General features: G+C 67.0%; 20 protein-coding genes. 11 read left to right on the top strand and 9 right to left on the bottom strand.

The window, feature by feature from the left end:
• Nucleotides 1-7 precede the first annotated feature (7 nt).
• The 4 genes from SBI20_RS15170 to SBI20_RS15155 all read right to left on the bottom strand — a co-directional run bounded on the left by SBI20_RS15170 (nucleotide 8) and on the right by SBI20_RS15155 (nucleotide 2,307).
• Nucleotides 8-514, bottom strand: a complete 507-nt coding sequence (locus tag SBI20_RS15170) for a MarR family winged helix-turn-helix transcriptional regulator (RefSeq protein WP_317975803.1) — start codon at nucleotides 512-514, stop codon at nucleotides 8-10.
• Nucleotides 515-530: 16 nt separating this feature from the next.
• A complete protein-coding gene (locus tag SBI20_RS15165; protein WP_317975802.1) occupies nucleotides 531-998 on the bottom strand; it encodes a hypothetical protein in 468 nt (155 codons plus the stop codon).
• 52 nt (nucleotides 999-1,050) lie between these two features.
• A complete protein-coding gene (locus SBI20_RS15160) occupies nucleotides 1,051-1,539 on the bottom strand; it encodes a hypothetical protein (protein WP_317975801.1) in 489 nt (162 codons plus the stop codon).
• A 66-nt stretch (nucleotides 1,540-1,605) separates the two neighbouring features.
• Entirely contained in the window at nucleotides 1,606-2,307 is a 702-nt protein-coding gene (locus tag SBI20_RS15155) for a helix-turn-helix transcriptional regulator (protein WP_317975800.1), read from the bottom strand.
• A gap of 323 nt (nucleotides 2,308-2,630) precedes the next feature.
• Between SBI20_RS15155 and SBI20_RS15150 the strand changes: the two genes are divergently transcribed.
• From SBI20_RS15150 to SBI20_RS15120, 7 genes are all read left to right on the top strand, one after another.
• Entirely contained in the window at nucleotides 2,631-4,292 is a 1,662-nt protein-coding gene (locus SBI20_RS15150) for a sensor histidine kinase (protein ID WP_317975799.1), read from the top strand.
• Entirely contained in the window at nucleotides 4,289-4,903 is a 615-nt protein-coding gene (locus SBI20_RS15145) for a response regulator (protein WP_317975798.1), read from the top strand. Before SBI20_RS15150 ends, SBI20_RS15145 begins: the two co-directional genes overlap by 4 nt.
• A 97-nt stretch (nucleotides 4,904-5,000) precedes the next feature.
• A complete protein-coding gene (locus SBI20_RS15140) occupies nucleotides 5,001-5,387 on the top strand; it encodes a hypothetical protein (RefSeq protein ID WP_317975797.1) in 387 nt (128 codons plus the stop codon).
• 109 nt (nucleotides 5,388-5,496) lie between these two features.
• A complete protein-coding gene (locus tag SBI20_RS15135; protein ID WP_317975796.1) occupies nucleotides 5,497-6,480 on the top strand; it encodes a sensor histidine kinase in 984 nt (327 codons plus the stop codon).
• Between the two features lie 127 nt (nucleotides 6,481-6,607).
• The gene (locus SBI20_RS15130; protein WP_317975795.1) at nucleotides 6,608-8,398 is read left to right on the top strand and encodes a type I secretion system permease/ATPase; all 1,791 of its coding nucleotides are present in this window, start codon (nucleotides 6,608-6,610) and stop codon (nucleotides 8,396-8,398) included.
• Nucleotides 8,395-9,747 (top strand): HlyD family type I secretion periplasmic adaptor subunit, encoded by a 1,353-nt coding sequence (locus tag SBI20_RS15125; RefSeq protein ID WP_317975794.1) that lies wholly within the window; start codon nucleotides 8,395-8,397, stop codon nucleotides 9,745-9,747. The genes SBI20_RS15130 and SBI20_RS15125 overlap by 4 nt, the downstream gene beginning before the upstream one ends.
• 17 nt (nucleotides 9,748-9,764) lie before the next feature.
• A complete protein-coding gene (locus SBI20_RS15120; protein ID WP_317975793.1) occupies nucleotides 9,765-11,441 on the top strand; it encodes a TolC family protein in 1,677 nt (558 codons plus the stop codon).
• A 292-nt stretch (nucleotides 11,442-11,733) separates the two neighbouring features.
• Here the strand turns inward: SBI20_RS15120 and SBI20_RS15115 are convergent, their stop codons facing one another.
• From SBI20_RS15115 to queF, 4 genes are all read right to left on the bottom strand, one after another.
• Entirely contained in the window at nucleotides 11,734-12,192 is a 459-nt protein-coding gene (locus SBI20_RS15115; protein WP_317975792.1) for a c-type cytochrome, read from the bottom strand.
• 110 nt (nucleotides 12,193-12,302) lie between these two features.
• Complete coding sequence (locus SBI20_RS15110) at nucleotides 12,303-13,322, bottom strand: GAF domain-containing protein (RefSeq protein WP_317975791.1); 1,020 nt, start codon at nucleotides 13,320-13,322, stop codon at nucleotides 12,303-12,305.
• A gap of 270 nt (nucleotides 13,323-13,592) precedes the next feature.
• Nucleotides 13,593-13,793: a Flp family type IVb pilin gene (locus SBI20_RS15105; protein ID WP_317975790.1), complete on the bottom strand. Its 201-nt coding sequence runs from the start codon at nucleotides 13,791-13,793 to the stop codon at nucleotides 13,593-13,595.
• 162 nt (nucleotides 13,794-13,955) lie between these two features.
• Complete coding sequence (queF, locus tag SBI20_RS15100; protein ID WP_317975789.1) at nucleotides 13,956-14,420, bottom strand: preQ(1) synthase; 465 nt, start codon at nucleotides 14,418-14,420, stop codon at nucleotides 13,956-13,958.
• A 564-nt stretch (nucleotides 14,421-14,984) separates the two neighbouring features.
• On the opposite strand from queF, the gene SBI20_RS15095 reads away from it, so the two are divergent.
• The 4 genes from SBI20_RS15095 (at nucleotide 14,985) to SBI20_RS15080 (ending at nucleotide 19,055) form a co-directional block, all read left to right on the top strand.
• Nucleotides 14,985-15,827, top strand: coding sequence for a hypothetical protein (locus SBI20_RS15095; RefSeq protein WP_317975788.1), 843 nt, complete (start codon nucleotides 14,985-14,987; stop codon nucleotides 15,825-15,827).
• A gap of 141 nt (nucleotides 15,828-15,968) precedes the next feature.
• On the top strand, nucleotides 15,969-16,826 hold the full coding sequence (sseA, locus tag SBI20_RS15090) for a 3-mercaptopyruvate sulfurtransferase (RefSeq protein ID WP_317975787.1): 858 nt from the start codon (nucleotides 15,969-15,971) through the stop codon (nucleotides 16,824-16,826).
• Nucleotides 16,827-16,887: 61 nt separating this feature from the next.
• Nucleotides 16,888-18,147, top strand: a complete 1,260-nt coding sequence (gene metC / locus SBI20_RS15085; RefSeq protein ID WP_317975786.1) for a cystathionine beta-lyase — start codon at nucleotides 16,888-16,890, stop codon at nucleotides 18,145-18,147.
• Nucleotides 18,144-19,055, top strand: a complete 912-nt coding sequence (locus SBI20_RS15080) for a mechanosensitive ion channel family protein (protein ID WP_317975785.1) — start codon at nucleotides 18,144-18,146, stop codon at nucleotides 19,053-19,055. Before metC ends, SBI20_RS15080 begins: the two co-directional genes overlap by 4 nt.
• Here the strand turns inward: SBI20_RS15080 and SBI20_RS15075 are convergent.
• On the bottom strand, nucleotides 19,052-20,344 hold the full coding sequence (locus SBI20_RS15075) for a chloride channel protein (protein WP_317975784.1): 1,293 nt from the start codon (nucleotides 20,342-20,344) through the stop codon (nucleotides 19,052-19,054). The two genes, SBI20_RS15080 and SBI20_RS15075, sit on opposite strands and share 4 nt — an antisense overlap.
• Between the last annotated feature and the right edge of the window lie 12 nt (nucleotides 20,345-20,356).

Here is a 20,356-nt window from a genome sequence, read left to right as displayed (position 1 = left end):
AGGCCGGTCAGAGCGCCTCGCCCGCCGGGAAAGCGCCAAGCTGGCCCCCGTCCGCACCAAAGCGATCGACGATGGCACTGAAGCCACCCTGCACGTGCCCCATCAACGCGATCATCGCGCGCACGCCGCATTCGGTCAGACACACGAAAGTCCGGCGCCCGTCGCGGCCATCGTCCTCGCGCTCGACCAGCCCGCGTGTTTCGAGGATGCGCAGCCAGCGCAAGGCGGTGGTCGGCGGCACATTCGCGCCGATGCAGGCGCTGGTGGTGGGCACGCGGCGCCCCTCGCCAGCCGCGATGAACAGGTCGAGCAGGATGTCCCACGTCGGCTCGCCGAACAGGTCGGCGGCCAGGAAACGCTCGCGCTTGCGGCGGCTCTGATAGATTTCCCGCGCCACGGCCAGCGCTGTTTCAGGGATCGGGACGATCCGCGCGGCAGGCGCCTTGCGGCCGATTTCTATGGGTTGAGCCCCAGTGGCAGCAGGAACGCTGCGGAGCATCGAACGGACAGTCATGCCGGAACTCCCGGTATCAAGGCTGGGTGCGGCTCGTGGGTTGCAGGCGCCATCCGGCATAGCGACCGATCCTTCGCGAACGGGCCATATGGGCCCATGTGCCAAAGATCAGCAGCGCCAACTGGATCCAGAAGGGGCCCAGCGTCATCGCCCAGTAGGCCTTGCGCGCCATGTCCAGGTTCCACAGCTTCGCCCCATGCCCGATCAGCACGAGGACTTGCGCTGCGCTGACCGCCAGTGGCCAGGCCCGGTTGGCCCGCAAGGACACCAGCAAGAGGACGATGAAGGCCCATACATCGATCACCAGATGGCCCGGATTCACCGTAAACCAGGCAGCCTCACCAAAAAGGGCGTGATTGGCGACATCCAGAACGAATGTCGCGAGCAGGATCGCCGCCACGGATTGCTCGGGTTCGCCGCCCTTGCGGGCGGCGAACAGCACCGCGAAGATCAGCAGCAGACGAGGGATCCACAACGAAACCATGGCTCGTCACGACCTGCCCGTCATGGCATCACATCCCGGTGCCCGAGCCAAGTCAGGCCGCGCGTGGCAGAGCCGCGTCATCGGTCCCGTCAGGACTTTCGAGGAACACGGCTGCGCCCGGCGTTTCCTCGGGCGAGGTCAGCGTGGCGGTCTTGGGACATGCATCGTCGCCCCCCATCGTTTCAACCGCGATGGTCTGCAAACGGCCATGTACCCGTGCCAGTTCGCCCCCGGCGTCGACCATCGCCTGCTGGCTGCGCAGCAGGCGCATGAGCGCATCCTGCCCCAGGAACGGCGGCAGGCCGGCCTCGCGACGTGCGGTCACCATCGAAGAGAGCAGATGGGCCTGGCGGATCAGCGCCTCGTCAAGCGCGGCCTCCGCGCTCTGGAGATCGCGCGTCACCCGCATCTGGGCAACGGCATGGGTCATGCCAGCCTGAGTCTGATTCTGGGCCGACCGGAGACGGGGCCCCTGCTTGATGGCCGCAGCCTCAAGCATGTCCGAAATGCGGTCTTGTTCGGTCGTAATGTCGAGCGTCATCGTCAACTTGCCTCCTCACGGCGCCAGAAGCGCCGTCCCCATGTTGAAGCGGAAGACGTCCGACAGTCAGCGATCCACGATCCGGGACAGTTGCGAGAACATCGTCAAGCCACCCAGGACGGTGAGGATCATGATCATCGCGATCAGGGCCATGGCCACAAGCCGCATCAGGGTCCCGTGAGGTCCGTCGAACACTTCCGGAAGAACACGATAAGCGGATGCAGCCTGTTGGCCGGAGTCGCCAGAGTGGATGGTGACAGAACGATCCCCACCGTCCGTTTCACCATTCAATCTGATCAAGGCTCCATCGGCGAGATGCCCGTCATCCGGCACTGTCTGGTCCGGATACACCCCGACCGGATATTCCCCGTCTGGCAGGCCACCATGTGGAACGCTGCTGTCGAGGATTTCTCCATCCGATGGAACCGCTTCCTCCGAAGCCGAAACCTCATCGTGTTCTTCCCGGCCTTTGTGCATCGCAACCGGGTCATTGGCGACATCCGGCGATCCATATACGGGTTTTTCGTATGAGTTTCCGGGAGGTTCCTGCTCCAGAAGAACGCGATAGGCCTGCGCCACTTCCGCCCGCGAAGCGACCTGCAACTTGCCTCGCGCCAGCATGATCCGCTGGTCGACCGTATGGGGGGAAATGCCCAGAATTCGGGAAATCTCTTTCGAGGTCTTGTGCTGGATCAGCAAGTCCAGCACCGCACGCTGCTTGGCCGTCAGCGCTTCGAGTGAACCGTCCGATCGCGGCGGCAAGGTCATGATCCAGATCGTTCCTATCGGCTACGTGGTACGCTTGTCGCCCCCCGGGAAGGAAAGGTCAAACATACAGCCCGTCTGTGTACGGAAAATCGACATAAAAAGCTTCAAATGAGGGTATTAACATGGTTTCTGACGGGAAAGGGAGGCTTAACGATGGTCGGGCATGGGGATGAAACCGGGATTCGCGCAGATCGCGGATTCGCCTTCGGACAGGCGCCTTCTCCTTCCAGCCACCAGCCGGGCGCCGGGAATTGCGTTTCATGATACCCTGCGTGCGGTTCCATGACCTGGCATTCCTTTTCCGCGGCACACAGGATGAAGCCTTGAACCAGCGGACCATCTTTTCGGCATGCAGTGGCAAGATCCTGGCCTCGTGCCGGACGGCGATCGCCGTGCTGTTTCTGGCCGGGATCAGCCTCTCCTTCGACGAGCCACTGCGCTATCCGCAAGGCAGCCAGTGGGTCGCGATGACATATGTGATGTGGACCGTGGTCATGCTGGCCGTGGCCTGGATCGACTGGTGGCTCGACAGCCGCCTGGCCGCCCTGGCGCAGGCCGTCGACCTGCTGGCCCTGGCCGGCGCGCTCTATGTCGCGATCAGGCCGCACGGGGCCCTGAACGGGCCTTTTCTGGCCTTTGCCACCTTCCTGCTGATCGTGGCCCTTGCCCGGTGGGGCACGTTCGGGGTGGCGGTCTCCAGCCTGTTCCTGATTCTGGCGGCCACGGCGCCCGCGCTTCTGCTCAGCGCCCTCGCCACGGGCCCGGACCCGATGCATTTCCTGCGCGGGCTGGGCTGTATCGTGCTGGTCTCCGCGCTCGTGCTGTGGCTGGCCAGCCAGCAGCGGGGCATGCGCGTGGTCACCCTGGCAGAACCGGCCGGCGCGCCCGGCAACCGCCGCAGCCGGGTCCTGTCAGGCGCGCTCGACGAAGCCTGCACGATCATGCGTGCGCGCGGCGCGGCCCTGGTGGTGAGCTGGGGCGACGAACCCTGGATCGACGTGCTGGTCACGCGCGAGGGCATCGCGACCAGCGAAAGGCTGGGTCCCGGCCTGATGGCCGAAGCCCTGTCATCGCCCGTCCCGCCCACGATGTTCAACCTGCCCCGTCACCGCCGGATCGCCCTGATCGGTGAATATCGGCTCGAAGCCAGCCGCGAGGCCTTCAGCGTTCCGCTCGCCGACTTTCTGGAGGTGGACGAGGGCATCATGGCCGCGTTCAATTCGGTGTCGAGCCAGGGCCACCTGCTGGTCTGGGGGGTTCAGGGCATGGCGGTCGACGATCTGGCGTGGATGGCCGCGCTGGCGCGAGAAATCGGCCTGGCGCTCGACCGCGAGGAGATGGCCTCGCTTGCCAAGAATTCGGCGGTGACCGAAGTGCGCAATGCCCTGGCGCGCGACCTTCACGACAGCGTCGTCCAGTTTCTGGCCGGTACGATGTTCGGGCTCGAAGCCCTGCGCCGGCGCCTGCGCGAAGGCACCGACCCGGACGGCGAAATCGTGGCGATGAAGGAATCCCTGCGGCGCGAGCAGGGCCAGCTGCGGGTGATGATCGACCGCCTGCGGCGTGGCGAGGATGGCGACCGCACCGCCGATCTGGTCGAGGAACTGCGCGGGCTCGTCGATGAACTGGCCACCCACTGGCATATCAGGGTGCTGTTCACATCCGGCCCCGGCAGCCTTCCGGTCTCAATCCATCTTGCCTATGAATTCCGCCAGATGGTCCGCGAGGCGGTCGCCAATGCGGCTCGACACGGCCATTGCAACGAAGTATCGATTCACCTTGATCATGACGGTGCGAAGTTGATTGTCTCCATCATTGATGACGGTGTCGGTTTCCCCGAAGCAGGGCAACCCCGTCGTCCGCGCTCGATCAGCGAACGCGTCGTGGCCCTTGGCGGCAGGGTCCACATCACCGAGCAGACCGGCGGCCCCCAGCGCCCCGGCGCCAGGCTGGATATCGAAGTGCCCACGCGAGCTTACGCATGATCCCCATTCTGATTGCCGACGACCACGGCTTCATCCGTGCCGGTGTCTCCTCCGTGCTGCGGGGCAGCGAGTTCCGCGTCGTGGCGGCAACCGCCGGGGGCGAGGAAACGCTCGACGCCATCGCCACCCACGACCCGGCCATCGTGCTGCTCGACATCAACATGCCCGGCATGAACGGGGTTCAGGTGCTCGAAACGCTGCGTGCGCGTGGCGACAAACGGTCGGTGGTGGTGCTCACCGCCGAACTGACCGATCGCAACCTGCTGGCCGTGATGCGCGCGGGCGTGGAGGGGATCGTCTCGAAGGAAGGCGCCGGAGACGATCTGATCGATGTGCTCGAACGGGTCCATGCAGGCCAGAAGGTGATCCCGCCCGAACTGCTCACGCGCGCGCTCGATCTTTCGCTTCACCCCGAAGGGGCAGGCCCCCTCGACCGCCTGAACCCGCGCGAGCGGCGGATCGCCCGGCTGGTCGCGCGCGGCATGCGCAACCGCGACATCGGAACAGAGATGAATATCGGCGAGGGAACAGTGAAGGTCTATCTCCACGCCATGTACCAGAAGCTGGGCACCGAACTGGCGCTGCTGGCCGTCAACGACCCCGACACCTGACAGCCGGGGGACGGATAACCGGCCTTCGCTTACGCAAGGATACGCAAGCAACACTCCGGGCTTTGCAGGACGGGACATCCCGCCCCAAGACAGCGCAATGGCCCTGAGCAATGCCGAAAGACAACGACGCTATCGCCAGAAACTCAAGGCGCGCGCCTCGGGCGAAGCGGCGGGCGATCTCGTGCGGACCATGGCCGAGCGTGCCGCCACAGCCCTGTGGACGCTGGAAAAACACCGCTCGGGAGCACCGGAAAGCGTGGGTTCCGGCACGCCCCCGCGCGCCATCGCGCAAGATTTCGCGCAATTCCGGGCCGGGCTTGCCAGCCACCCCCGCGCCCTCATCGAAGCCTGCCGACAGGCCCTGGCCACGCGCGTTCCGCTCGACACACAGGACCGGCATCTTCTGGCCAGCCTGCTCGAAATCGATGCCGCATTACGGCTGCAATCTCTTCCGGCGGTCAATGCAGGCATACCCCCGGAATAAAAGGCACATTTATACTGCCATTTTGGTTTCTTTTCGGTAATACCGCCGGCCAGAAGCCTGCCGGGGACTGGACCCTTCGCCCAGGGGGGCAGGCTCAAGGGACTTTGCGATGATGGTTTCGACCGGATTTTCCGGCTGGATTCGCGCCGCCCTGATCAAGCGGCGCAGCTTGGGTGAGCAGGCAGCCCTGGGGACAGTCCTGGTGGCAGCCCCCGTGCTGCTGCGCCTGCTGATCGACCCCGTGCCCGCAACCATGCCATTCATGGCTTTCTGGCCGACCGTCCTGATCGCAACCCTCCTGCTCGACTTGCGCCAGGCCCTTGCCACGGTGGCCGTTTCCTTTTGCGTGAGCAAGCTGGTGTTCGGCGGGCAGGTCGTGTCGGTGGACTGGTGGGCGGGCCGGGCCATCACGTTCGTGCTCGCGGTCTTCTCGCTGGGCCTGCTGATCTGCACCGCCGTGGTCACGCGCAGCACGGTGCGCGAACTCGATGCGCTGGCCAGCCGGCAGGAATCCTTCAACCGCGAATTGCGCCATCGCACGCGCAACATGCTCGCCATCATCCAGGCGCTCTCGGCGCGCGGGCCGCGTGCGGAAAACCCGCTGGACTTCTTCCGCGAATTTTCCAGCCGTCTCGAAAGCCTGGCCAAGGCCAGCGACCTCCTGCGCATCGGCACCGAGGCCGAAGGCCGCCTGCCCGACCTGATCGAGCGCACGATCCATCCATTCGGTCTGGGCCGCCGCATCCGCCTCGAAGGCACCGCCTGTGTCATCCCCGACGAAAGCTGCATCCCCCTGATCATGGCCATCCACGAATTGTGCACCAATGCCATGAAACACGGTGCGCTCTCGACCGACAGGGGCCTGGTCGACTTGCGCTGGTTCCTGGGGCCCGACGGCAACAGGCTCTACCTGCTGTGGCGCGAAACGGGTGGCCCAGCGGTCAGCGCGCCGCAGGTCCAGGGCACCGGCTCGCACCTCCTGCGCGCCCAGCCGGGTATCGAGGCCGTCGACCTGATGTTCGATCCCAAGGGAGTCTGGTGCGAAATGCTGATCATCGGAGCCCGCCCCGAAGGCGCACTGGAAGTCGCCTGAATTCCGTGAATTGCAACCCCCGGCGATTGCGTAAGGGTGCGTCCTGAGCCGGTGAAACCAAGGCTGCACAGGCTCTAAAGTTCCGCCACGGAGGTTTCTGCGCGTTGCCGGACGAACCGGCGATGCGATGCTTGTCCCCGACGACAGTGATCGGGGGTGTTTCGACGTGGATCGGCAACTGCTGCGCCTGTTCCTGCGCAGATATCGCGGCAATCTCGTGCTGGTGGGCATCGCCAGCTTTCTGCTCAATGTCCTGGTCTTTGCCGGGTCGGGCTACATGATGCTGGTCTACGATTCGGTTTTGCCGAGCCGCAGCATCCCCACCCTCGCCGGTCTCTTCGCGATGCTGGTGCTGATCTACCTGTTCCAGGCAATCTTCGAAGCAATCCGGGCCGAGGCGCTGCTGGGCGTGGCCAACGGCGTCCACGACGACCTGTTCGAGGCGGTCCACTACGCCACCGTCACACGCCCCTTGCGCTCCGGACCCGACAAGGCCGACGGGCTCCAGTTCGCGCGCGATCTCGATTCGGTGCATGCCTTCCTTGCCGGGGCCGGGCCGGTCGCGCTGATCGACCTGCCCTGGGTGCTGATGTTCCTGATCGTGCTGGCTGCGCTGCACTGGTGGCTGGGGCTTACCGCATTGGCCGGGGTCATGGTGATGGCGGCGCTCGCGCTGCTCTCCAACCGGCGCACGCAGGCCGCCTCGCTCGAACTGGCAACGATCACCGGCCAGCGCTCTGCGGCCACGCTCTCGGAAATCCGCTTTGCCGAATCGGCCTTCGCCATGGGCATGCAGGACCGGCTGGTCGCGCGCACCTCGGGCTGGGAGGGGCAGTTCATCGCGGCGCAGTCCGCGCTCTCGCGCACGGTCTCGCGGCTGGGCGGCGCCAGCCGCACGTTTCGCCTGCTCCTGCAATCGATCATCCTGACGGTCGGCGCACTGCTGGTGATCGACGACCGCGCGAGCGGGGGCGTGATCCTCGCTTCCTCGGTGCTCTCGGGCCGGGCGCTGGCGCCGGTGGATTCAGCCATTGCCAACTGGCGCGGGCTGATCGCGGCGCGCAGCGGCTGGGGTCGGCTGGCGCAGGCAATCACCACGTTCCGCCGCCCGCCCGAACGCCACGTCACGCTCGACCGTCCGCGCGGCGAACTCGTCCTTCGCGACCTGTGGGTGGCCCCACCCGGCACCCAGAGGTTCACCGTGCAGGGCGTCTCGCTCCTGCTCCAGCCGGGACAGGCCCTGGCCCTGATCGGCCCGAGTGCAGCGGGCAAGACCTCGCTCGTGCGTGGCATCCTGGGCATCTGGCACCCGGTGCGCGGCGAAGTGCGCCTCGATGGCGCCACGCCCGACCAGTGGGACGCCGAAACGCTGGGCAATGCCATCGGCTATGTCCCGCAAACGGTCGACCTGATCGAGGGCACGGTCGGCCAGAACATCGCCCGGTTCGACCCGGCGGCCACGTCGGAAGGGGTGATCGCAGCCGCGCGCGCGGCCAGCCTGCACGAGGCGATCCTGGCCCTTCCCGATGGCTATGACACGCCTGTTTCGGCTGGTGGAGGGGAGCTTTCCGCCGGGCAGCGCCAGCGCGTGGGGCTGGCCCGCGCGCTCTATGGCGCCCCGCACCTGCTCGTGCTCGACGAAGCCAATTCCAACCTCGACGCGGCGGGCGATGCCGCGCTGTCCCACTCGGTCCTCTCGGTGCGCCAGCGCGGCGGGATCGTCATCATGATCACCCACCGCCCGGCCACGCTGGGGCCGATCACCCATGTCGCGGTCATGCAGAACGGACGCATCGTCGATTTCGGCGACCGCGAGACCGTCATGCAACGCACCCTGCCCGGCGGTGAACCAGCCACGCCCGGCGCGCGCCCGGCCCCTCCGGCTCCCGGCCGCCTTGCGCAGGAGAGCGCCCGATGAACGCCCCGCTCTCGCCAGACGCCATGCGTCAGATCCTTCCCGCGCTGTGGATCGAGGCAACCGATGTGCCCCGGCCCCATGCCTCGCGCCTGCTGGTGCGGCTGCTGGGCGCGCTGGCCGGGTTGCTGGTGCTGCTGTTCGTGCTGGCTGCCCTCGTGCCGCTGGGCGGGGCCGTGATCGGCGGGGGGCAGGTCGGCGTGGAAACCCGCGTCAAGCGCATCGCCCACCCGACCGGGGGCGTGATCGCGGCCATTGCGGTCGTCAATGGCCAGCATGTGAAACAGGGCGAGCTGCTGATGCGGCTCGACGACCGCGTGACCGGGGCCGATGCGACCTATTCCAACCTCACCGTCGAGCAGTTGCTCGCCCAGAAAGCCCGGCTCGAAGCCGAGCGGCTGGGGCTGGGTCAGGTTTCCTTCCCGCCCGAGCTGACGCAATCGACCAACCCTTCGGCGCGCAAGGCCATGGCCGACGAACAGCACCTGTTCGCCATGCGCCAGACCGAAGAAAGCCAGCTCCGCGCCCAGCTTGGCGCGCGCATCGTCCAATATGACCAGCAGATCGCCGGGCTTCAGGCCCAGATCGATGCCTTGCGCCAGCAGCGCCACCTGATCGAACCCGAACGGCAGGGCGTGCGCGACTTGTGGGACAAGCAGCTGGTCACGATCAACCGGCTCAACCAGCTCGAACGCACCGCCGTCGACATCGACGGTCAGGTCGCCCAGCTCCAGTCCCAAATCGCCCAGGCCCGCGCCCGCATCACCGAGGCGCAGGAACAGTCGATCCAGACCGTGCAGACCCGCCGCGTTCAGGCCGGCACCGATCTGGCGCAAGTGAACACCGCGCTCAACCAGCAGCAACTCCGCAAGGTCAGCGCCGCCGACCAGAAGGACCGCACCGAGATCCGCGCGCCCTATTCGGGCACGATCGAGAAAATCGCGTTTGCCGCCATCGGCGACGTGGTGCGCGCCGCCGAGCCGATCATGGAAATCGTCCCCGATCATGATTTGATGGTCGTGGAAGCCTCCATCGACCCGAACGACATCGATCAGGTCCACCCCGGCCAGACCGCGCGCGTGCGCTTTACCGCGTTCAACCGCGCGGCCACGCCGGAAATCCCCGGTCGCGTGATCTATGTCGCCACCGACCGCACCGACAATCAGGAGACCCGGCAGGCCTTCTACACCGTGCGGATCGCCGTCGATCAGGCCGCCATTGCGCGCGAGGGGCTGTCCCTGCGCAGCGGAATGCCCGCCGAATCCTACATCGAGACGGGCAACCGCTCGCTGCTTTCCTACGTCACCAAGCCATTGCGCGACCAGTTCATGCGCGCCTTCCGCGACAACTGAACCAGGGGGTTCGAACCATGCGTTTGACCACGCCACGCCCTTCGTGCGCCCGCAACCGACGCCGCGCCGCGCCTCTCGCCCGTCTGGCCCCCGCCTTCGCGGGCCTGCTGATGGCCCCATGCCTCCATGCGCAGGAGAGCCTGCCGCCAGCCCTGTCCGACTTGGCTCCTCCCGAAGCGCCCGAACCGGGCAGGCCGCTGTCCTTCACGCCCGATCTGCCCGCCGATACGCCCGCCGACATCGCGCAGGGTGCGCGTCAGGGCCAGTCGGTCACTTCGCTGGGCGAGGCCTTGCGCTATGCCTACTGGACCTCGCCCGCCGTGCTCGCCCAGCGGTCGGGCGCGCGCAGCAGCGACTGGGGCGTGGCGCAGGCCCGCTCGGCCTATGGCCCGCACCTCGACTATTCACTGACGTATGGCTGGACGCGCGACAACTACGAGATCGCCCCGGCCAATTTCCTCAAGCGCCATGGCTGGACCTCCACCGCGACGGCCATTCTGACCCAGCCGCTGTTCACCTTTGGCCGCACGCTCGCCTCCGAACGCGCGGCGCGGGCGCAGGCCGCCTATCAACGCGCCGTGCTCCGTTCGACCGAGCAGCAGGCGCTGTTCGATGCGCTCGATGCCTATGTCAGCCTGCGCCGCACGCGAACGGGGGTGGGCATCGCGGCAGACAACCTTGCCGCGCTCACCCGCGAGCTGACCGACAATCGCGCGCGCCTCAAGGCCCACGAAGTCACCGCAACAGACATCCAGCAAGTCGAGACCCGCGTGGAGCTGGGCCGCGTGCAATTGCTGACCGCCCAGCGCGACGCCGGAACCGCCGAGGCCACGTTCCTGCGCATGGTCGGCACCCGTCCGGGCGAACTGACCACACCCCCTGCCCTGCAACTGCCGGTTTCGTCGCTCGAAGAAGCCTATGTCTTTGCCGAAGAGCACAACCCCGTCGTCCTCGCCGCGCAGGAGCGCGAGCGCGCCTCGCGCGCGGCGACCGAAGGCGCCAAGGCCGACTGGCGCCCGCGGATCGATCTACAAGGGAGCGCAGCCCTGATGCCCTATTCCAACGGTTTTTCGAACTATTCCGACAGCTTGCGCCAGACCGAACTGCGCGGGGTGCTCACCATTTCCGGCCCCCTGTTCGACAGTGGCGAGCGCCACGCCCGCATCCGCGCCGCGCAGGCCGCCAACGATGCCGACTGGCGGCTGGTCGATGCCAGCCTGCGCGAAAACCGCGCCGCCCTCGCCACCGCATGGAACGACTGGCAGGCCCAGAGCGAGGCGATCGACCGCCTCCAGAGTGCGGTCGATTCGGCCCAGAAAGCCTACGACGGCGCCGTCCTTCAGGAACGCGCGGGGCTGTTCACCACGCTCGACGTTCTCCAGCTCGCCCGCGAACTGCTTCAGACTCGCAGCGCCTACAACGATGGTATTGCCGGGGCCTACCTCGCCAAGGCGCAAGTTCTCGCCGCGCTCGGCGTCATGGACAGCGCCTGGCTCCTGCCCGACGCCCCGCGCCACGATGCTGAACAGGAGGCCGCGCGCATTGCCGACAATGGCGATGTCCCGCTGCTTACCAGCGCACTGCACACGCTCGACGGCGTGGCCGAAGGGCGCGGGGGCCCGCGCCCGGCGCGCGATCCGGCCCATGCCACCACGATGCCCGCCGCGCGGATCGGGGTTGATGTGCAGCCTTGAAGAACAAAGGCGACGCACACCGAACATGCACACGAAAGCGCTGAGCGATGTTCGATCCCATTTCGTCATTCCCGCGCAGGCGGGAATCCAGCTTGCCTGCTCTGCTCGCCTGTACGGCCGTCGGAACTGGATCCCCGCCTGCGCGGGGATGACGAATGGAATGATTTAAAATCGCGGAGATCCCGGTTTGCTCACGCCAGCTAATGAAACGCCGGACATGCCAGCAAGCACCAGTTCCCGGGGGTCCGGGGGCGATGGCCCCCGGGTTTCACACTTCCTTTTGAAAAATCCGTCAGTTCTTCTGCGTGCGCAAATAGGCGATGATGTCCGCGCGATCGAGCGGGTCGGAGATGCCGCCAAACTGCATGTATGTGCCGGGGACCAGCGCCTGCGGATTGCGCAGCCAGGCGTCGAGGGTGGCATCGTCCCAGTGCCCGTTGGCATCGCGCAACGCCGCCGAATAGGCAAAGGCAGGGCGGTTGCGGCCCATCGGGCTGCCATAGATACCGTGGAGGTTGGGCCCCCCCAGATCCGGGCCGCCGGCATCGAGGGTATGGCAGCCCTTGCAGGGGCCAGCCTTGACCTCGCCGATTCGCGGATCGGCCACCTTGAGCAGCGCTGGAAGGGATCGATCAGCTCCCGCCGCCTTCAGGCGGGCATCGTGGGTATCATCGCGCGACGAGCAGCCTGCCAACAGAGCGGCCAGAACCATCGCCGCGACAGACAGGACCGAAGGAGCCTTGATCATCATGGCGCGCGCATAGCGACGGCGAGGAGCATCGCAAAGCGGGCGAAATGTCCCAGCGTGGAAAACCGGGGCCACGCTTGCGCGTTACGCAATGCAAAGCGCGCCCCCCCTTTTCAGTGCCGCAGCGAAAGTCCGACGCGCTCCATCCGGCGATAGAACGTGGCCCGCCCGATCCCCAGCAGACGCGCCGCGCTGCTGACATTGCCACCGGCCCGTGCCAGCGCCTGACGCAGAACCGCGCGTTCGCCATCATCGAAGCTGGCCGGGCCCGTCTGGCCAAGAAAATCGCCCAGCGGGCGTGGCTCGATATCAGCGCCAGTGGCCAGACGGAACTGCTGGCGCGCCGCCCGAGTCGCCCCGATCACGAGATCATCGCGATCCACGGCCAACAGGACATTGCCGCGCATTGCCTGATCGCCAGCACCGGCCAGAACGATTCGCGCATCGGAGTAACGGCGGCAGAACAAGTCGCGCTCGATGCTGCGGGCGGCATCCTGCACCAGCGCCCCGATGAGTGCGGCCATCGTGCGATCATGGTCCCCGCGCGCCGAGGAAATATCGAGCGCGGCGATCAGCCGTCCATCGGGATCGAAAATCGGCGCGTCCATGCAACTGACGCCCACGTTGCGACTGGCGAAATGCTCGTCGCGATGGATCGTGACCGCACACCCTTCGACCAGGCAGGTCCCGATGCCATTGGTGCCCTGCGCGGCTTCGGCCCAGGAAACCCCCGGTGTAAGCCCAATATCTTCGAACAGGGCCGCATCCGAATCGGTCGTCCGCCAATCGAGCACCACCCCGCCCGCATCTGCAATGATCACACAGGCCCCGGCCAGCCCGACGCTGCCGTGAAGCCTGTCGAGCACGGGGGCCGCCACGGTCAGCAATTCACCGTTCGAGGCCCGCAAGGTATTGAGCTCATTGTCGCCCAGCCGCTCTGCCGAAGCCTGCGGCGCGGAAGGGTCGAGCCCGTGATGAAGGGCCGAGCGGCACCATGAGGCGGCCACGGCGGAAACGGCGGCCCGCGAGGAATGCACAGCAGTCAGAACCCGCTCGGCATGCTTGAAACCAGGGCTCAATTCCGCATTCGCCATCATTGTCAGTGCCTCTCCATCGGCTGCGGCATCCTTCATGGCGGTTCTCTTCACCGCTCACTGTGCCGCCCTTGTTTATCTCGCGCGATTTTCCCCATTTGCAAGGCATTTTGCCCGCCGTCCCTTGCGTTTTGAGCAAATGAGATTTTCGCATGCACCTTTGTGCAACACCCTCCCGCCCGGACAAAAAGAAAGGGGGCCCGAAGACCCCCTTTCCTACCGTGGATGGCTGCCCCCCGATCAGGCTGATCGTGGCAAGCCCTGGGATGGTTCAAACGGTCGCATCGGCGCCGCCTGTGCCATCATGCATCAAGGTTTCGCGGGAGCCGTATAGGTCCCATCCTTAGCCGCATCCATCTTGGTCGACACGCCGGTGAAAGTGGTATTGAGCGCAGTGCCGAGCGAGCCCATGGCGGTGATGGCAGCGACGGCGATGAGAGCAGCGATCAGGCCGTATTCGATAGCGGTGGCGCCTTCGGTGTCCTTGATCAGCTTGCGAAAAAAGGTCATGTCCATGTCTCCTGAGATGCTTAACCCCAAGGCCGCTTTTTGCAGAAACCTCCTAAACATTGGTAAATGTACTCAGGAGAAACAGGTATTTGACGCTATGAAATCCCGGTCGAAGGTCTTGCCGATAGGTTAATTTATTCGCCGCCCGCCCGAACAGCCCTGTCAGCCGCGTCCGCGATAGGCGGCCACGCCCTGATCGGGGAGCCACAGGCCCTCGGGCGCGGCGCCGGACTGCCAGAACACGTCGATGGGGATGCCCCCGCGCGGATACCAGTAGCCGCCGATGCGCAGCCAGCGGGGCTTCATCTCGTCGAACAGGCGCTGACCGATGCCCACGGTCACGTCCTCGTGAAAACCGTTGTGGTTCCGGAACGAACCCAGAAACAGCTTGAGCGACTTGGATTCGACGATGCTGTCGCCCGGCACGTAGTCGATCACCAGATGGGCGAAGTCGGGCGCGCCGGTCACCGGGCACAGCGAGGTGAACTCGGGCGAGGCGAAGCGCACGAGATAGAGCGTGCCGGGACGCGGGTTGGGGACATAATCGAGCACCGCCTCTTCGGGCGAGGCGGGCAGCGCGCTCGACTTGCCCAGATGCAGGGGCGCGGAAACGGGAGGGGTCGACATGACGGGACAATCCTTTCTTGCGGTCGGCCTGTCTTGTGGCCGGCCTTTCTCATGGCCGAGCCAATGCACACCCTGCACCACCTGAGCAAGCCACCTGCTTGCGCGCAGCCGGGGAGGCATTATGCAGCGCGGGGCCGTGGCGACAGGATCCGACCCGGCTGGCCGGCACGACCGGCCTAATCCCATGGATACCATACGAGAGGCATTTCAGGGCAAGCCATGAGCGGCACGCGCGCATTCCAGCATTCTTCATCCCGCACACTGCTGGCCGGGCTTTTGCTCTGCACGCCGATGGGGGGCGCACTGGCACAGGCCGTTCCGGCGCCTGCCTCCACCGACAGCGCCGCGCCAACGATCCAGTTGCCTGCTGTTCCCGCGGCGGACGCTGGTTCCAGCCCCTCGGCAACGGCGGCGCCCGCGCCTGCGCCCGTCGTCCTGCCCCTGCCCGCCCCAGCCGTCAAAGTCAGGCCCGCAGCCAGGCCTGCTGCGGCAAAGCCGGAGCAAGCCCCGAAACCTGCGCCGGTAGCCCGGAAAGAGCCCGTGCCTGTCAACGCGCCTGTTTTAGTGCCGTCACCCGTCGCGAGCGAAGCGCCAACTGCCCTGCCCGAAGCTTCGGCTTCGCCCGAGACGGAAAGCCCTGCCCTCGCCACGCCCGAACCGGCGCCCCGGAGCGATGCGGACTGGTTGCCATGGGCAGGGGGCATTGCGGCGGTTCTGGCTCTGGGCGGACTGGTGCTGGGGCTCTCGCGCCGACGGGTGCGGGGCGAGGCTGCGCCAGACAGCCCCCCTGCGCCTGCGGCGAAACCCGAACCGGCGCCCGCCCCTGCCCCTGCCCCTCCACCTGCACCGACACCGCCCCCTGCGGCCAAGGCGCCGGAGGCTGCCCCGGTCGCGCAGGGCCTGAGCCTCGCGCTGCTGGCCGACCGGTTCACCGCCACGCTGGCCAATGCCACGCTGGCCGCGCGTATCGTGCTCACCAACCATGGCCGTGACGCGCTGGTCGACCTTGCGCTGTCGGGCGACATGACATCGGCCCATGCCTCGCGGCCCATGGATGAACAGCTGGGGCTGGCCGGGCCGGAACTGCCGCCGCTGGCCCAGATCGCGCGGATCGAGGCCGGGGCGAGCGTGACCGTGCCGGTCGAGATGCGCCTGCCGCTGGCCGCCGTGCTGGCGATTCGCGCGGGCGAGGCGCAACTGTTCGTGCCGATCGCGCGCGCCGCGTGCTGGGCGACCCGCGAAGACACCGGCGGGGCCGAGCACGCCCATGGCGCCTTCCTGATCGGCCAACCGTCTGACACGCCGGGCGCGCGTCTGGCGCCTTTCCGGCTCGATCAGGGGCCGCGCGTGTTCGATCAGGTCGACCAGCGGGTGCTTCCCCTTCCAGAGGCCCCCGCGCTGAGCTGAATCCATTCGCCTGAAACAGGCCCATCCTGAAACACGACAGGCCCGTCGATTGGCCATTTTTCCAATCGACGTGCCCGCTTGCCGGGCCTATTCTGGTTGCAAATGAACCCGCGCCAGACGGGTCGCAGGCAGGAGAATTTCATGGAACCGCTGGTCTCCACCCAATGGCTCGCCAACGAGATGGGTGCGAGCGATCTGCGCATCGTCGATGCCAGTTGCTTTTTGCCCGAACACAAGCGCGACGCCGCGCGCGAGTACGAGGCATGTCATATCCCCGGCACCGTTTTCATGGATCTGGGCAACCTTGTCGATGGGGCCACCGGCCTTCCCAACTCGTTGCCCTCGGCGGAAAAATTCGCCAGCCGCATGCAGAGCCTGGGGCTGGGTGACGGCAGCCGCATCGTCCTTTACGACGACAGCCCGATCAAGTCGTCGACGCGCGCGTGGTTCCTGCTGACCCTGTTCGGGGCGCAGAACGTGGCCCTGCTCGATGGCGGCATCGCCAAGTGGAAGGCCGAAGGCCGCCCTTGCGCGCAAGGCAACGAAACCCTGCGCCACCGCCATTTCACCGCCTGGAGCGACTTGCGCGCGCTTCGCTCGAAGGATCAGGTTCTCGCCAACCTCGCCAGCCATGCCGAACAGCTCGTCGACGCGCGCGGCGCGGGGCGTTTTACCGGCGAGGTCAAGGAAACCAACCCCGCACTGGCCAGCGGCCACATTCCCGGCGCGCGCAACGTGCCCTATGCCAGCCTCTTTGCGCCCGACGGCACATGGAAGGCGCCCGAGGCCCTGCGCGCGGCCTTTGCCAATGCGCAAGTCGACCTCGCCCGCCCGGTCATCGCCAGTTGCGGCTCGGGGATGACGGCCAATGTCGTGATCTTCGCGCTCCATCTCCTCGGCAAGGAGGACGTGGCGCTCTATGACGGCAGCTGGAGCGAATGGGGCTCCGACCCGGCGACGCCCAAGGAAACCGGCCCGGCCGAGCCTGTAACGGCCTGACCCTTCAGATCATTTGGGCCCAGACTTGCCGGGCGGCCCCTTTCCTGCTTTGCAGCAGGTCATGAGCGCCCCGACCGACAAGAATGTCTCCCGCCCCGCCACGCGTCCTGCCACCACAATCGTTGCCGCCGGGCGCCGCCCGGAATGGACCGGAACACCCGGCCATCCCGGCGCGGTGGTCAACCCGCCGGTCTGGCGCGCCTCGACCCATCTCTATCCCGACATGGCGACGCTCAGGGCCCATCCGGGCAACGAGGACGGGCATTTCTACTATGGCCGGCGCGGCGCGCCGACCCAGTGGGCGCTGGCGCAAGCGCTGACCGAGCTGGAACCGGGCGCGCAGCATGGCGGCACCGTGCTCTATCCTTCGGGGGTCAGCGCGATCTGCGGCGCGCTGATGACCGTGCTGCGCCCCGGCGATACCCTGCTGCTCACCGACAATGCCTATGAGCCCAGCCGCGCCATGGCGCGCGGGCTGCTGGCCGATCTGGGAATCAAGACGGTCTGGTTCGATCCGATGGACAGCGGGGCCTTTGCCGCGCTGTGCCCCGGCGCGCGCGCGGTCCTGCTCGAAGCGCCCGGCAGCCTGACTATGGAAGTGCCCGACATGCCCGCGCTGATCGGCGCGGCCAAGGCGCAGGGGCTGGCGGTTCTGGTCGACAACACCTGGGCCTCGCCGCTCGGCTTTGCCCCGCTCGCCCATGGGGCCGACATTTCCATCATGTCGCTCACCAAGCATGTCAGCGGCCATTCGGACGTGATGATGGGCTCCACCACCGCCGGCGCGCAATGGTATCGGCCGCTGCGCCTCAAGGCACAGGCCATGGGGCTGGTCGTTTCGCCCGACGACGCCGCGATGATGCTGCGCGGCCTGCGCACGATGGGGCTGCGCCTGGAAAAGGCGAGCGCCAATGCCCTCGCGCTCGCGCAGTGGCTTTCGGGCCGCGCAGAAGTGGCTCAAGTGCTCTGCCCGATGCTGCCCGGCTCGCCCGGCCATGCATTCTGGGCGCGCGATTTCACCGGGGGCTGCGGGCTGTTCAGCTTCGTCCTCAAGGGGGGCACGGCCCGCGCGCGCGACGCGCTGATCGACGCGCTCTCCCTGTTCGGCATCGGCTACAGCTTCGGCGGATTCGAAAGCCTCGCCACCCCGGTCGACCCGGCGGCGATCCGCACCGCCAGCCCCTGGCCCCGCCCCCGCGAGGATGGCACCCGCGAAGAGGCCGACCGCTTTGCCGTGCGACTGGCCATTGGCCTGGAAGACGTGGCCGACCTCATGGCCGATCTCGACAACGCGCTGGCCGCCTGGAGCGCGGCCCGATGACCTGGCTGACCCGGCGCAACGAGCGCGCGGTGGCCGAATTCGTCCGTTCGCTCGACGATATCGGCTTCGATATCGGGCACTATCATGTCTCGGTGCTCAACGCGGGCAAGATGGTGCTCGTCGTTTTCGCGATGATCATGCTGGCACGGCTGGGCAGCCGGCTGGCCCGCTTCTTCTTTGCACGGGTCCACGGGCTCGATTCGACCCAGCGCGTGCTGGGCGAAAAACTGCTCTCGCTGATGGTCTGGGCGCTGGCCTTCTTCATGGGCATCGACCTGCTGGGGATCAACTTCACCGCGCTCACGGTCTTTTCCGGGGCCTTTGGTCTGGCCATCGGTTTCGGTTTGCAGAAGACTTTCGGCAACCTGATCGCCGGGCTGATCCTGCTGATGGACCGCTCGATCAAGCCGGGCGACGTGATCGCGATCGGCGATGGCACCGTAGGGCAAGTGCGCAAGATCGGCATCCGCGCGGTCTCGGTGGCCACGCGCGACCACCGCGAATACCTGATCCCGAACGAAATCCTGATGACCACCCAGGTCGAGAACTGGTCCTATTCGAACACCCAGATCGTCATCTCGATTCCGGTGAGCGTGGCCTATGATGCCGATCTCGATCTGGCCGAGCGGCTGATGCTTCAGGCAGCACGCGCTGCGCCGCGCGTGCTGGCCGATCCCGGCCCCTCGGTGGCGATGTCCGCTCTGGGCGAAAGCGGGATCGACATGGTCATCTATGTCACCATCGCCGACCCGGAAGACGGCACAGCCAATGTGCGCAGCCAGATTCTCTGGGCGGTCTGGCGCCTGTTCAAGGAGCACGACGTCGAAGTGCCCTATCCGCAACGCGACCTGCGCCTGCGCGACACGCCCGCGCTGCGCGAATTCCTCAAGAGCCGGTCACCGGACTAGAACCAGCTGCGCTGCGACGCCCGCAGGGTGGCTGCGGCCCGGCGGCGCGGCCACTTGGGGCGGGCGATCTTCTGCGAAAGATAGATGCCCCCGTGGCCCGAGGCCAGATAGGCGGCCACGCACGCCACCACCAGCACCGGCCCGAGGCCGATCCCGAACAGTTCGAGCCCCATGACCGCGCAGGCCACCGGCGTATTGGCCGCCGCGCCCAGCATCGCCACCATGCCCAGCGCGGCCATGACCGGCACTGGCACCCCGAGCAGCGGCGCAAGCGCGCTGCCCAGCCCCGCCCCGATAAAGAACAGCGGCGTCACCTCGCCCCCCTTGAACCCGGTGGACAGCGTGGCCACCGTGAACACCAGCTTGAGCAGCCAGCTCCAGCGGTCGGGCGCGGCGGTGAAGAAGCCCGGCAGCGTCGGCGCACCGGGATGGGCCGCAAGGACGCCCAGCCCGAGATAGTCCTGCGTGCCAAAAATCAGGCTCAGGGCGATCACCAGAACCCCGCCGACCACCGGACGCCACAGCGCGCCGGGCACCAGTTTGCGCACGAAGGCGCCAAGGGTGTGATTGGCCTCGGCAAAAAGCCGCGCGACGAGGCCCACGGCGATCCCGGCCACCCCCGCCTTGAGCAAAAGCAGCGCCAGTGCGCGCGCCCCTTCGGACGGCAGGTCGAGATGGGGATAGGCCGTATGATGGATGCCCCACGAGCGACAGGCCGCATCGGCCACGAGCGCGGCCACCAGACAGGGCAAGGCCGCCGCCAGATCGAGCGTGCCGAGCGCGAGAACCTCGATCCCGAAAACCGCCCCGGCCAGCGGCGTTCCGAACACCGCGCCGAACCCGGCGGCCACCCCGCCCATCAGCAGCAGGCGGCGCCAGCCGCCGGTCAGCCCGAGCCGGTCGACGAAGCCATGGGCGAGGCTTCCGCCCAGTTGGACCGCCGTTCCTTCGCGCCCCGCCGAGCCGCCGAGCAGATGGGTGACCAGCGTGCCCAGTACCACCAGCGGCGCCATGGCCAGCGGCACCCCCGCGCCCGGCTCGTGAATCTCGTCGAGGATGAGGTTGTTGCCCCCTTCGGCCCGCGTGCTGAACCGGCGATAGAGCCAGGCCACCCCGGCCCCGCCCAGCGGCAGCCCCCAGAGCAGCCATGGCGCGGCAAAGCGCACCCGCGTGACCGCATCGAGCGCCCAGAGGAACCCGGCGCAGGCCGTGCCGACCACCAGCGCCATGGCCACAAGGGCCAGCGCAAAAGTGATCCGATGACGGTGAAGGGCAAGAAAAGCGCGCACGATTCCTCCTGA

Origin of the sequence: Novosphingobium sp. IK01, assembly GCF_033242265.1 — a bacterium.
Taxonomy (GTDB): domain Bacteria; phylum Pseudomonadota; class Alphaproteobacteria; order Sphingomonadales; family Sphingomonadaceae; genus Novosphingobium; species Novosphingobium pituita.
The sequence above is the reverse complement of the archived record's forward strand: the minus strand, read 5'-3'. Positions and strand labels throughout refer to the sequence as shown.